This window comes from Daejeonella sp. (assembly GCF_017495225.1).
Classification (GTDB): Bacteria; Bacteroidota; Bacteroidia; order Sphingobacteriales; family Sphingobacteriaceae; genus Daejeonella.
The window spans coordinates 16,849-31,193 of the sequence record NZ_JAFEIG010000002.1 but is presented as its reverse complement, the minus strand read 5'-3'; the positions used below and the strand labels follow the sequence as shown (position 1 = coordinate 31,193).

Genomic DNA, 14,345 nt, shown 5'->3' with positions numbered 1-14,345 from the left:
AAAAATTTAACTTTTCGCTTTAATTATGATAATATTAGAACTCATATGTGAACTTTAATCCTTCTTTGAAATAAACTTGTGGTTTGTATCCTATTAATTCAAATGCCTTATCAATATTTGCTAAACTTGCCTTAACATCACCTGGTCTTTCAGAAGAAAAGGTTGGTTCTATATTTGATTTAGTGATGTCATTTAGAGTTTCCCAAATCTGTAGAAGGTTATGAGTTTCACCGCATGCTATATTTACAACTTCGTGTTTAACAAGCTCCTTTTCCAATAACATCCCCTTTATATTAGCCTGAATTGCATTTTCAACAAATGTAAAATCTCTTGAAGTTAATCCATCTCCAAAAATAACAGGAGCTCTTCCTTCTTTAGCAGCTTTAATAAACAATGGGATTACTGCAGCATATGCATTATCTGAACTCTGATAGGGACCAAAAATATTGAAATACCTTAAACCTAGAGTATGTAATCCATAGACTCGTGAGAACACGTCAGCATAAAGTTCATTAACAAGTTTAGTAACAGCATAAGGAGATAATGGTGTTCCCTCATTCCCCTCAACCTTTGGCAATATTTTACTATCTCCATATGTTGAGGAAGAAGCAGCATAAACCATTCTCTTAACCCTTGGCTCGTTCTTAACAGCAGTTAACATATTTAAAAAACCATTGATATTTACTTCATTGGATGTTAAAGGATCCTTAATTGACCGAGGTACACTTCCTAACGCAGCCTGATGACTTACATAGTCAATATCACGCACTGCCAATTCACAAGTTTCAAAATCTCTAATATCACCCTCTATAAATTCAAAATTTTTATTATTTAAAAATCTTTCAATATTCTTATAATAACCATTAGATAAATTATCAAGAACACGTACTTTACCGGCATTATTCCTTAACAAATAATCTACTAAATTACACCCTATAAATCCAGCACCTCCTGTAATTAAAAAGCTAATCTTTGTTAAATCAATTTCGTGATAAGTTTTATTTTGCATAATAGTATTTATAAACAAGCGTCGGTTTCAGTTTTAGGAAGAATACCCTTAATATCATAAACAATAGATTTGGTTCCCCTTAAAGCGGATATATTTAATTTTAAGAAATCGCTATGAGCCACTGCCAGTATGATAGCATCAAAGGATTTATCTAAAGGCGATAATTCTCTAACAGAAAGTTGATTATACTGTCTTTTAACTTCCTGAGGATCCGCCCATGGGTCAAAAATAACGATATTGACACCAAATTCATCTAAAGAACGTACAATATCTATAACTTTTGTATTCCTTACGTCTGGGCAGTTTTCTTTAAACGAGAATCCTAAAATTAGGACTTTTGAATTATTTATCCTTATATCCCGTTTAACCATTAATTTAATAACCTCCTTTGCAACGTACTCACCCATCCCATCATTTAGCCTACGACCAGAAAGTATAATTTCAGGATGATAACCAACCTCCTGAGCTTTTTGAGCTAAATAATAAGGATCTACCCCTATACAGTGCCCACCAACAAGACCCGGTCTAAAACGGAGAAAGTTCCATTTAGTCCCAGCTGCATCTAGAACATCATTCGTGTCAATATCAAGTCGATTAAATATCTTTGCTAATTCATTAATAAAAGCGATATTAATATCCCTTTGAGCATTTTCAATTACTTTTGCAGCTTCAGCAACTTTTATAGAAGGAGCTAAATGGGTACCTGCTGTTATTATAGTATTATATAAATTATCTATAATAACAGCTATTTCTGGATTAGAGCCAGAAGTAATTTTTAGAATTTTTGATACAGTATGTTCTTTATCACCTGGATTTATTCTTTCAGGAGAATATCCACAAAAGAAATCTAAATTAAATTTTAGGCCTGATATGCGCTCTAAAACTGGTGCACATTCATCTTCTGTGACTCCAGGATAGACAGTTGACTCATAAATAACGATATCCCCCTTCTTTAAAACATTGCCTACCATTTCACTTGCCTTAAACAATGGTGATAAATCAGGTCGATTATTCTTATCTATAGGTGTGGGGACAGTTATAATAAATATATTACTGTCTTTGATTTGATCCGATTTCGAAGTTAAAAACAGTCCTTTTCCCGAATTTAAATCTTCAATATTGGACACTAAAACTTGTTCCAAGACATCACCTTCGATTTCTAAAGTCTCATCTAATCCATTATTTAAGCTATCGATTCGATTTTTGTTTATATCAAAACCTATTGTACTGAATTTTTTTCCAAATTCGATGGCGAGCGGAAGTCCGACATATCCTAAACCAACTATGGCAATTTTATAATTTTCTTTCATTTAACTAACTGATTTTTTTGTGAAACGTATTCTCTAATATGACGGTCTATCAATAAGAAAATAAAATAAATAACCAAGCTATACATACACATTTTGAACAAATTAATAGGGGAATATGAAAACCAACGGGGGAATGTTGAGAATACTAAAATTATATACGCTCCAAATATGGAATTCAAATATTTAGAATAATTTCCTATTAAAAATCCTATGTAAATTGCAATTATAATAACTCCTGGATACCAAAGCCAAAAATAAAAATATGCAAACAAACTACCACCTCCTCCAGCTGGGTATTCATCCTTTTTATATGCAGCTATATTAGCTTCTTCTGGCAAATATTTTTGTGGAATTACTGCTGATAATACAAAAAATGCTGCTGAACTGTATATAACTTCATTACTTGTGATACCATTGTCTCGAAAGTTAATTATCCTTGAAGAACTGTGTATAACATCGCCTTGGTGACTTATATAACTATCATTTTCATTATCTATGACATTTGATAAAGCAAGATTCTCCGTTATTGAACTTTGCAAAAATGCTATAGGATTACTTCTAAATACTGCAAAAATTGAACTGAAGTATAAACCCAATAATATAAATGCAAAGTAACCATATGACTTCCCATTTTCTTTATAGTATAGAATAAATAACAAAATGGATAATTGGATAAATTCATTTCTTAAACCAAAAGCCAAGGATTCTATAATATATATACTTGCTAATATAATAAGGATATATTTTTTAATCTTTTGATTTCCTGAAAACTTAAATGCTAAAAAAAAGAATATTAAAAAATATTCTCCTATTGCAAATCCACCTAAATTCGAAATTTCTGTTTGACCATATCCACCAGATGAAAGTAAACTCTCTCCTGATTTTGAAAAGAAAGCAATGAATAAACAAATTGAAACATTGACATAAAAAATTATGAAATTATCTTTTTTGTTTATTCTAATGCCCCTATTGCTAATACTATTAGGCAGGAAAAAAGCTAATACTGTGAAAAACAACCCGTATATATATGTGTATTTAATTAATAAGTTTAAATTATTAGAGTGATCATAAGAAGTAATTATTTTATTTGCAAAAGTATAGTAATATACTGGTATGAGATAGGAGAATGCAAATAACACGAAAAGGTTAATAATTTTAACATTAATAGTTTTCATGAATAAGTTCACCATTAAAATAGTGGTATATACCAAGGCTATAATTAAAACGAATTTTTCATTTGGATAAATGAAAAAAAATACACTAATCAAGATAAAAATTATAGGGTAAATAAGAGTCTTGAAAAGGGTATCAATAAAACCCATAGTATATTTATTGAACAAATCAGGATGACTTTATAATGTTCAATAACAGCTTTGCCAACGACTTTTTCTTGATCTCAAAGCTGCTATTTTTTGAAAATAATAATTTTGTATAGGCTGAAATTTTCTCAGTTTTACTAAACTTGTCCAAATTAACTTCTAAATATAATACCAAACTATCAATCTTGGCATAATTTACCTTCCGAAATGGTAGGGTAGAAAAATATTTTTTCCATTTAGAAATTTGTCTGGACAGATCCGCTGATATGTTGCTATCATGCACCCTATAATAACCAAGTGTTTTTGAAATACATTTTATGGAATGGCCAAAGTTGGTTAAATTTAAGATAAAAATATAATCTTCAATTGCATGGTAATCATAATCTGTGTTATAAAAAAAATCTTTCGATAAAAGAGATCTTTTAACGCATAATGATGAATTTACAATTTGGCTTCCATTATACAAGAGCGATTCGAAGTCGCTTAAACATAAGCTTTTTTTATACTTTCCTATTATACCCAATTTTTCGTTCTGTCCATTAATCAAGTGAACCGGATGACAAAAAATAGAGGATTTATCTGAGGAAATATAATCGGCCAAAACTCGAAGCTTATCATTGGTCCAAAGATCATCCGAATCTAAAAAACATACCCAATCATTTTTTGAGAGTTCTATTCCTCGGTTACGAGGATATGCTGGACCACCAGTATTCTTAAATACTTCATAGATTATACTTAATCGATCGGTAAATTCAGATACTACCTGTGAAGTATTATCCGTGGAACCATCATCACAGATAATCAATTCAAAATTCTTATAGGTTTGAGCTAAGAATGAGGTAAGCAACTCTCTCAATAGTTGAGCTCGATTGTATGTCGGAATAACTACGCTAAATGAAATTGCATTTGTATCGTTAATACTCATTTCAATTGTAATACCTTTTTGAGAACATCAAGATAACCATTTCCAAATTTCAAATCAGGCTCAAGATGATTTCCTTCTGCCCACTCATTCCAAGACTTTATGAATGCAATTCTTGCATTTTCAGGCTTCCTTTTAAGAGCCTCCACAACTTCAACCAAATGCGTCTCGAATAAATCCGGTCTAGAATCGTGAATAATCAGTGCATTGGTGCCCGACCTCGGAGAATGATCCCAATTAGGAATTATAGTGGGAAAGCAATTATCACGTTTTTCTTCATCACCAAGAAAATGAGGTATAGCATCCTTATATTTTACAAATCGTGGAAGCTTTAATAATTTTTTCATGAAGCGATAATATTTACTTTGTAATTGCTTTTCGGCATGAGCTAGACGTACAATGTTTACCGCATCAAAATTAAATTTCTCAATTTGTTCAATCTCCCACGTATGTACAGCATGTCCAATAAAGTAAATCCCTTTTAGACCATTTTTGACTGCAAGATTTTGCCATAAATCAATAAATTCATTAGGGTTAGGAATGTCCAAAGGCTTATAGATCATAAACACAGGCTTATCTTCTATTTTGATATATCTTTCGTCCTTGAAGGCAGTCAAATTTTCGTAAAAATGGTTCTCAATATCATCAATTCCAGGATAAGTCTGTTCTATTAGCACTTTACCTTTTGAAAGTCCATGCCAAATACCTTTCCAGCTATCATTAGCCCAAGCAAAACAGAATGGAAAATCTGGGCTTCCAGACTCTAAAATTTCATTAATAGGTCTTTCAAGTAGTCTTTTACCATTTCCAAACCAATAATGCCAATAGCAAAAACCTTCAATACCCGCAGCCTGAGCCATTGCAGCCTGAGCCTCTCGTACTTCAGGTAGTCGTAAATCATAATAGCCAAGATCTGCTGGGACATGCGGTTGATAATGGCCCTTAAATAGTGGCTTAGCCTTGCCTACATTTGTCCACTCAGTAAAGCCTTTTCCCCACCATTGGTCATTTTCTGGAATTGGGTGGAACTGAGGCAAATAGAAAGCTATTAGTCTTAATTTATCTTTATTTGTCATTTTAATCATATTTAGAGGCCCTAATTAATCCTCTTCTAAAGAATGGTTTATTCAGAAATTTCAAACCTCCATTTATGAAAATCATAAACCCTTTAGAAGCCTCAACTTGAAAACCTTTTTTGTTTAATAATGAAGTGTATATGCCCTCGTCTTCTTGCTTATGATAGGTACATAAAGCTATTTGTAGAGGAATTTGTTCAGTGATTATTTTTTCTGCACCTTCCATAACTACCTTTTCTGCACCGTCAACATCAATCTTTAAAAAGCTTAATGCTGCTTTTTTCTCAAAAAACACATCCAAACTTAGATGCTCGGAATCATTTATATTAGATACCATTTTATTAATTATTGTTACTTTATTCTTCCAAGTGGCGAAAGTTTCCGTTAAAGCCTCAATCCACTCACTATCAGCCTCGAACAAATAAAGCGATTTCGACTTTTCCACAACACTTAAAGAGAAATTTCCTTCTGCTACACCTAAATCAGCGATAGTAGTTTCTTCTGTAATGTTAAAATCATTGGTTAAATAAAGGTGAGGTGATCTTATATCTTGTTCAATCAAAAGTTCATTGAAATATTTCCTGATTTTCTCTTCTGACCAACTCCTTTTAAAAAACAATTTTTTATTCTCATAAATCGTATATTTTAGCCCAGACTGCTCGTCCGTTTGAACAATTATACTTTTAGGGTAATATTAAAATTGAAAGCTATAAGGAATATTAGTAACACTATGAATTTCTAAAAATTTTAAAACTTCTTTTTCCCCGTTAGTTATAACTTGAGATGGTAATTTAGAATAATACTTAAAAATTCTCTTTTTTAATTTCCATAAATCATTATCAATTCTAAGCTGATAGATAGACTCTCTTTGTGTTTGCAGAACTAGCCAGTTAAATTATTTTGAAAAATATATTCATTATAGGTTAATATTTAGAGAGTCGTATGTAAACTCTTTTAAGCCTACTTATTAAATAATCATTAGTAACTCCGTTTAAAACCATGAACTCATTAATTTTTGATCTATTTTTGAAATCTAATCTAAGATAAATATTAGGATGTGTCAAAATAAATCCTAATAAAAATAAAGCAGACTTCCAGTCTTTTGAAATAGAATTGCTCCTATTTGAATATATGTATGACATAAATATAATAACCCACTCTTTAGATGAAAAAGAAAATTTATTCGTAAAAAGTGAATTCAACCCAATTTTTAAAGCTCCAGAAATATAGGAAACCACAAATAAAATTTCACTTTTAGTATAACGTTTCTCGAAAATTTCCTGTTGATCTGTTAAAAATCCCATTGGGTTAACCTTCAATCGTCCTATTCTCTCCCCATCGCATTTGCCTATAACCAACTGATTAATGAAGTCAGTGAATCTAACTATGGCTGTTTTTTCTGAAACTCCAATTACTTTTTCAACTATGAGGGTATTATTGGTTAGATTTAATCTGCTTGTTACGGATTTATTTAACTCATCAATTGAGCTTTCCAAAGCGGAAATTGAACCAACCTCAATGATGTCCAAATCAACAATACTGCATTCCCAGTCAGATAATGGATAAACTGCATTTTGATAAAAAATTACGGGAGTTTTATTAATAAGAGATTCTAATGCCGCAGTTGTAAAATAGTTTATTAATATACTAAAACTACTTATACCTATAACTTCGTCAAATGTTAGTTCCTCAAAAAAATATAAGTTGGGCAATTTTGCTTTAATTAAATTACTATATAAATCATAATAATCAAAACTTGGATGTGGCTTTATTATAAATTGAAGATCCGCTCTTCTCTTGATAAACCCAATAATATCTTTCAAAGCATTTCTATGTTGCCTAGGATTTGAAATAGGAGCAGCAAATCCGCAATTAATAGCCGCAGTCAATAAAACAACCACAGAAGCATTTGGATCTAAACCCAAGCTCCTCAATCGAATGTCTTTATTATTAAAATCAAGAACCGTTTTACTTAAATTTTCACTTCTATACTTTTGCTCGTACCTAATTGATCCAATTATATTTATACGATCAGAATCAACACCATATGATTGTAATATATCCTTATCCCAATGATTCCAAACAATAATATGGTCAGATTTACCAACTAACCCTTTAAAGCAAAATTTCGGACCTAAACCACCATGAAACAATGAAACAGTAGGTATTTGTTTTTTCTTAGATATTTCAACTAATACGGATTCTATTGTAAAAGCTTCATGGCCAAATATTACTACAGCTGGCTTCAAAATATCAAGAAACGCTGAAAATGGATGTGAAAGCCGAGAGGCGATACCAATCTCAGACAAAAGGCCTTCAAATTGAAAATTAAAATAAAAATTTCCAAAGATCTCAGGAAAATCTCCACTATATTTTTGATATGACGATAAAAAAGTTTGTAAAGTATTTAAAGGATCTTCACACCGATCATTTGTAAGGGCCGCAATATTTTTAATATCATCTTTAGTAACTGTAATTATATCCCATTTATCTAATTTATTGTAAGTTAATTTTAAAGCATTGTATTCGTCTTGTGTTAATCCGTCTGTTAAGACAAGTGCAATTTTCTCAACACTCTTTTTAATTTTTATGTTCGATTTAGTGGAAGGCTTTCCAACTAGCGGCTTACGTTTTATAATCCCACTAGAAAGATTGTAGGTAGATTCTAATTTCTCCACTGGAATATTTCTAGATTCCGCAATCCAAAATAGCACAGCTTGAGAAATTGAACGAACTGCACGATGAGTTGGAAATGGTCCAGTTCTAATAACTGCTATTTCCGGCAAAAAAAAACCTGCAATACGAGTGACATTATGTGTGTCTATTATTTTCTCGTAAACTACCCTAGCGTTCAATGCTGCTTCGAAAGAATATGCCAAATCCTGACCTGCACATTCACTAAGTGATATATCCTCGTAATAAACAGGGTCAATACCTGCCTCATTAGTCCAACATTTTGTTAATTTATTGGATAAAATCCAGTTGGACTCAATAGTTTTTGGAGTCAAATAATCCCATTCATCAATAAAGTTAATCCCAAGATTTTCTAGTTCATTAGAAACAACTAAGTCGCCAGTTATTGGAGTAAATTTTACCAGTAAGTTAGGAGAAACATCCAAGATGAATTTAATCTGAGATATATCTGTAATATATAAGAGTTCCATGTAATATGAATCTAGAGATGAAAAATGGTTTTTAACTTTTGCTTATTAAAATGTTTGAAACAAAACCTTTTGTGAAATTTCTAAATTCCAAAGAAGTAAAATAATATAAAAATAAACTAATGCCTAGGCAGAGACCTGTAGTTCCTAAAACTATTAAAAGATTTAAACTAGATTTTGTGTTAGGGAAAAACTCAACTGCAAACGTAAGCGACAACATTAAAAATATTAATGGAATTAAAATAGGATAGGCTACCTTAACTATTAAATCAATAATGCTTAATTTAACAAAATCGCTCAATATGAAAATATAATATATCTCTGAAACAAAAGTAGCTATCAATTTAAATAGGGCAAATGAAAAAAGCCCCAAAAAGGAATAGGTTGTGATAACTCCTATCCAGAATATTAAAGCCTGAATTGTTGCAATGATATACATCTCTTTAACACGAACAGTAGCTACAAGAATCATACTACTAGTGTATGAAATAAAGCATGCAGAAAACAAAAGTGAAAAAAGAATTGCAAGCTTAATACTCTCGGTATACGAGGGTCCTACCCATGTAATTATAAGCGAATTAGATATCAATGCAAATGCAATAGTTGGCAGAATTACCACGGGAGCAGATAAGGAGTACATTTGAAGACAAAAACTTTTTAACCCCGTATTATCATTATTGCCTACATAATAATTAGCTTGGACGGAAAATGGAGAAAATATAATACCAAATATTGATCGAAAAAACGTAGAAATTACAAGAGCTATGGAGTATAAAGCAACCTTTTCAACACCTAGAAACTTACCAATTACTATTTGATCTAATTCGTAAAAAATAATCCAGACAACCATAACATACAAACCTGAATATGCTAACCCCTTTACTTTAACATAAACTTCATGATTAAACCTAGTATATTTTAACAATTTCACAAAGTCATATTCATATCTTTTTTTTATAAGAAATGCGCTAGCAATTACTACTAAGAGGTTTAATATTTGTAAAAAAAGAAAGTATAGTACTATTTCGTAACTATTTTCTCTGAAAAAATAAAAAACCGATAAAATAGAAACTAGACTCGAAAATAAAATAAGTCGCTGAATTATGTAACCTTCAAGTCTTATATCAAAAATCATTGAAAATATACGCTGTAGGACCGTTATAGGAGTGAAACACGCAAGTATCAGAAGCAAATCTGAAGCTATTTTAATTTTCTCATGATTGCCGAGATTCTTAATCAGAATCTCAGGGTTTAAACTTAAAAAGAAGAAAATAATTGCACAAACAAGCGAAAAAAGCAGCAGTATAAATGCCCCAAAGCCAATAAACTTCATTTCACTCTGTCGGTCATCTCTTGCATACGACTCTGTGGCATATTTCTGCCCTGCTCTTAAAAAGCCTAAGTCAGCGTAACTCAGAAATATTGTTATCGAAATACAGATAGCATAAATACCATAAGTCCCTGGAGATTTACTTAAAAAAGGCATTACAATAAACATTGATAGGAAGCGAAGTATAAACGAAACTCCCTGCCAGAGGTATGTTTTTATGTATTTTGAATAATAAGAATTGATTCCCAAGTTAAAATATCAAAAAAGGTTTTATACTCAAAAGATAAAAATAATCCAACTTGTATAAATTAAAAAAAAACAAGTCAAGAGATTAATATTCGTTTTTATTTATGAGTAGCCTTTACCAATCAAAATGTAATTGTTGCTATTATCTGTACTAACACCTACTGGAGTAATTTTAAATTCAGAAAAAACCCCAGCTTGATCTAAATCATCAGATTTTGTCCCAAAGGAAAGTATGTCTTGGAGAAACTCCCATTCCCATTGTGTATTTCTCCGCCAAAAAATTTTATTACGGTGTTGGTCTAAGATAAAATGAAATGCATTTTCTGTAATTCCAATCCATTCAAGAAATAAATCTAGATATGCTGGTTTATTAAAAATATATTTAGAAACCTGTTTGATACCCTCTTCTCTTGTCATTCGTCTTAATCGTATTTCGCGACAACTGTGATCTAATACCTTACCATAGCCCCACTTTACAAGTTTGATGTAATCGTGAATATCAGAGTAATTCCAACAGTCTACATCATTATATGAATCAAACGTTCTTGTTTGCGATAGTGACTCAAATTGGAATTTTTTAATCATATCTTCATGTTGAGCCCTTGAATCCCATCTTACATAATTATTAAGATATATCCCTCTAACTCCAACATGTTCTATCTCCTTGTCATCAGGGTAAAAATAAGGCCGCAAATCATCAGTAGTTAAATTATCGAAATTTAAATCGACCAAGTCTTCTGCTTCGTAACCCATCAAATCATGCTCTTTCCGATACTTACGTGTCATTTCAACTTCATCTGTATGGGAAAACATACCCACTTGGTCAATACCCTGGTGAACACCCCAGATAATCAACGGTATTTTAAGTTTTACAGCCATTTGAACAGGATAAACTGTTTGTCCTGCTAAACAATGCCAATAAATGCTTCCAAATCTTCGGAAAGTGGACCTTGTTATCTTCTTAACGGTCTCCGGATTAACCGTAAGTGTCATAATATCACAATCGAACTTAATTCTCAAATTAGCTAGATTTCGAATCCCTACATCAGTATTGTAGTGCTTATTATAAGTTACAAGCAATGGATTCATACCATATACATTTTTAATAGTGTCAACTATAAAATAAGAGTCTCTAGCCCCTGAAACCGGTATAATGCAATCATAATTATTGCCAGTAGAATTCCTGTAATTGCTAAGAATATCCCCCAATATTTGACCTCTTTTTCCCCAATCTAACTTATCCTTTTCTTCGTGTATACGGCAACCACTACATATCCCTTCTGAATCTATAACCAGGTTTAAAGGGTGCAATTCATTATACAAACATCGTTTGCAGTATCTCATATAATTTCCTTTTCTATTTTAAGGTACAGAAGTTTTTCTAGTGTTTCATCTGACTTCTTTAACAATCTTCCATTGGAGTCAAAACTATTAAGACAGTAGTTCGCGTGAGTTTCGAGCCTTATCCCTATTTTATTATCTATTAATAAACGTTTCGAAGTATTAACACTATGTTCTGAGAAATGAAAAAAATTACCTGCGCAAGCAGCGCTAACGTTTGTTTTATTAAATAAATCAATCATACAGTAAGCATTTTTTGCCCCTCCACATGCAAGCACAGGCACCCTCACTTTAGAACAGACTTCATTAAATAATTCGATATCATAGCCCTTATATGTTCCATCTCGATGTACAGCGTTGATGAGTAATTCTCCAACACCACTACCAATTGCAATTCTTAAAGCCTCATCCAGAGGAATATTAGTCACAAGGTTAGATAAATAGCTATAAATGTAATAGCCATTTTCATTTTTAGTCACATCAATAGAAGCTACTACACACTGATCTCCATATTTTTTCGCCGCTTTGGAAATTAAATCTGGATTGCTAAATAAATTATTGTTAATGGAAATTTTATCAGCACCACATTGTAAAAGTCTATCTATATCTTCAATTTCATTTATTCCACCTCCCACAGTTAGTGGCACAAAACAATACTCTGACACTCTTTTAATTTGTTCAAAATTGACTGTGGAGTGTTTCCTTCTAGCAGTAATGTCTATTGCAACAATTTCATCAACTCCCCATTTATTCAAAAAATCTATGCATACCTCAGGCTTTCCTACTGGCAAATACCTGTTAAAGTTGATACTTTGTACAACTATCCCATTAAACAGAGGGAGTATGGCAATAAGACGTTTTTTAAGCATATTGTTCTATAGAATTTATATAAGACCTAAATAATTTAAGTCCATTATTTTGGCTCTTCTCTGGATGAAACTGAACACCGCAGATATTGTCTTTTTGGACCGCTGCAGTAATATCAAAACTATAATTAACATAAGCAGCGATATCCTTTGGTTCGTCCGTTTTAAAGTAATAACTATGGTCAAAATAAAAGTTTGTTTCTGAATCAGCTCTACTAAATAATGGTTCTTTCTGTACTGGTAAAATATTATTCCATCCAACATGGGGCACCAAGAATTCAGGAGAAGTTTCGAGTTTGACGACGCACCCTTTTATCCAATCGAGCCCTTTATGATACCCGTACTCTTCAGAATATGTAGCCATTAATTGCATACCGAGACATATACCCAAAATGGGTTTTTTTTCTACGAGCACAAGTTCATTCAATAACTCTTCTAATCCATTAGCGCGCAAGTTGCTAACGGCCACATCAAAAGCACCCACTCCAGGGAGAATCAAAGCGTCAGCATTTTTAATTTCATCATGGTTATCACTTATTCTAACACTATATCCCAAATACTTGAGAACATGCGCTATAGAATGAGTATTACCTACTCCATAGTCAATAATATTTATCAAAAGCTTAGTCATAATCCAACTCCAACTTTAAATTTTGGAATATATTTCCCCATGTCTATTTTCTCAAATAATTCATAATTGACATGTTTATCAACGTTATTCCAGAATTCGCTTTTCCCAATTTTTATATATTCACAAAACTTTTCAACAATTTCAGGGTCATAGTTTCCATCATATTTAGTTACTAAGTCAATACCCTCATCCCTAGTCATTCTGCCATACCTTATCTCTTCGTTGACTAAATCAGTAGTCCTATTAAACCCAAATTTCAAGTATCGAATAAACATATTAACATTTATAAAATCTTCGTCTAACATAGATGTCCCAAAATAATCAGGGTTCTTAATTGGGTTAGATTCCCTAATGAAAAGACCTCTGACTGCAGAATAGTTACTGCTAGCAAAATGTGAAAATTCGCGCATAAAATAATCCATAAACACTATACGAATTTGAGCTCTTTCCATCTCTTCATCGGATGGGTAAATATACTGTAATAATTGACTTCTCTCCAGATCATGCTCTAAGAGCCAATCCAGATTTCCTCCTTGCAAAGTATTACTGTATTTGAGGCGATTCCCGTCGCTTAGGTCTTTGCCCATAACAGCAAGATCACCTAGCACAGCAGCAGCATTTTCACCCCACCAAATCAAAGGTATTTGATAAGCAATCGCCAGTCGTGGCACGCTAGCAAAAAGTGCTAATTCGGTAGCTTTAGCCCAATTACCAAACTTCAAAAACGCATGTCTCATTGAGTTTCTCCAAATGACCGGTGAACAACTTATATTTATACAATCAAACCCGAGTTGGATCAAATTGCTAAGATTGTCAGCTCCATTTTGTGACATTTGCTCTGGAGGGTAATTCATTGAAACTAAAAGAGGTTTCAGACCTAAATGTTCCTTTATAAATAATGCCTGTCTTGTGCTATCTTTACCACCGCTAACACCCACAACACAATCATAACCTGAATGATTGTTTTCCTTAGCGAACGCTATAATTTTTTCAAGTTGTTCTTTTCTTTTGTCCCAATCAATTTGACTTTCTGGAATATAATTTTTGCAAGGCGGGCATAATCCATCTTCTGAAAAGATAATATTGGGACGCGTAGATACATTCAAGCATCGCTTACAATATTTAAGGAACATA

Annotated in this window: 12 protein-coding genes; all 12 read right to left on the bottom strand. The window is 32.2% G+C overall.

Annotated elements, in window-relative coordinates:
* Positions 1 to 34: 34 nt before the first annotated feature.
* Positions 35 to 1,009 (bottom strand): SDR family oxidoreductase, encoded by a 975-nt coding sequence (locus QZ136_RS00385; protein WP_291399337.1) that lies wholly within the window; start codon positions 1,007 to 1,009, stop codon positions 35 to 37.
* An 8-nt stretch (positions 1,010 to 1,017) separates the two neighbouring features.
* Positions 1,018 to 2,319, bottom strand: a complete 1,302-nt coding sequence (locus QZ136_RS00380) for a nucleotide sugar dehydrogenase (protein ID WP_291399336.1) — start codon at positions 2,317 to 2,319, stop codon at positions 1,018 to 1,020.
* The gene (locus QZ136_RS00375) at positions 2,316 to 3,494 is read right to left on the bottom strand and encodes an O-antigen polymerase (protein ID WP_291399335.1); all 1,179 of its coding nucleotides are present in this window, start codon (positions 3,492 to 3,494) and stop codon (positions 2,316 to 2,318) included. The genes QZ136_RS00380 and QZ136_RS00375 overlap by 4 nt, the downstream gene beginning before the upstream one ends.
* A gap of 166 nt (positions 3,495 to 3,660) precedes the next feature.
* Complete coding sequence (locus tag QZ136_RS00370; protein WP_291399334.1) at positions 3,661 to 4,563, bottom strand: glycosyltransferase family 2 protein; 903 nt, start codon at positions 4,561 to 4,563, stop codon at positions 3,661 to 3,663.
* A complete protein-coding gene (locus QZ136_RS00365) occupies positions 4,560 to 5,636 on the bottom strand; it encodes a glycoside hydrolase family 99-like domain-containing protein (RefSeq protein WP_291399333.1) in 1,077 nt (358 codons plus the stop codon). The genes QZ136_RS00370 and QZ136_RS00365 overlap by 4 nt, the downstream gene beginning before the upstream one ends.
* 1 nt (position 5,637) lies before the next feature.
* Positions 5,638 to 6,255, bottom strand: a complete 618-nt coding sequence (locus QZ136_RS00360) for an FkbM family methyltransferase (protein WP_291399332.1) — start codon at positions 6,253 to 6,255, stop codon at positions 5,638 to 5,640.
* Between the two features lie 304 nt (positions 6,256 to 6,559).
* A complete protein-coding gene (locus QZ136_RS00355; RefSeq protein ID WP_291399331.1) occupies positions 6,560 to 8,800 on the bottom strand; it encodes a hypothetical protein in 2,241 nt (746 codons plus the stop codon).
* 31 nt (positions 8,801 to 8,831) lie between these two features.
* The gene (locus tag QZ136_RS00350; RefSeq protein ID WP_291399330.1) at positions 8,832 to 10,283 is read right to left on the bottom strand and encodes a hypothetical protein; all 1,452 of its coding nucleotides are present in this window, start codon (positions 10,281 to 10,283) and stop codon (positions 8,832 to 8,834) included.
* Positions 10,284 to 10,475: 192 nt separating this feature from the next.
* The gene (locus QZ136_RS00345; protein ID WP_291399329.1) at positions 10,476 to 11,717 is read right to left on the bottom strand and encodes an N-acetyl sugar amidotransferase; all 1,242 of its coding nucleotides are present in this window, start codon (positions 11,715 to 11,717) and stop codon (positions 10,476 to 10,478) included.
* Positions 11,714 to 12,583: a HisA/HisF-related TIM barrel protein gene (locus QZ136_RS00340; RefSeq protein ID WP_291399328.1), complete on the bottom strand. Its 870-nt coding sequence runs from the start codon at positions 12,581 to 12,583 to the stop codon at positions 11,714 to 11,716. The genes QZ136_RS00345 and QZ136_RS00340 overlap by 4 nt, the downstream gene beginning before the upstream one ends.
* Positions 12,576 to 13,211: an imidazole glycerol phosphate synthase subunit HisH gene (hisH, locus tag QZ136_RS00335; protein ID WP_291399327.1), complete on the bottom strand. Its 636-nt coding sequence runs from the start codon at positions 13,209 to 13,211 to the stop codon at positions 12,576 to 12,578. Before hisH ends, QZ136_RS00340 begins: the two co-directional genes overlap by 8 nt.
* Positions 13,208 to 14,344, bottom strand: coding sequence for an N-acetyl sugar amidotransferase (locus QZ136_RS00330; protein WP_291399326.1), 1,137 nt, complete (start codon positions 14,342 to 14,344; stop codon positions 13,208 to 13,210). Before QZ136_RS00330 ends, hisH begins: the two co-directional genes overlap by 4 nt.
* Position 14,345: the final 1 nt, after the last annotated feature.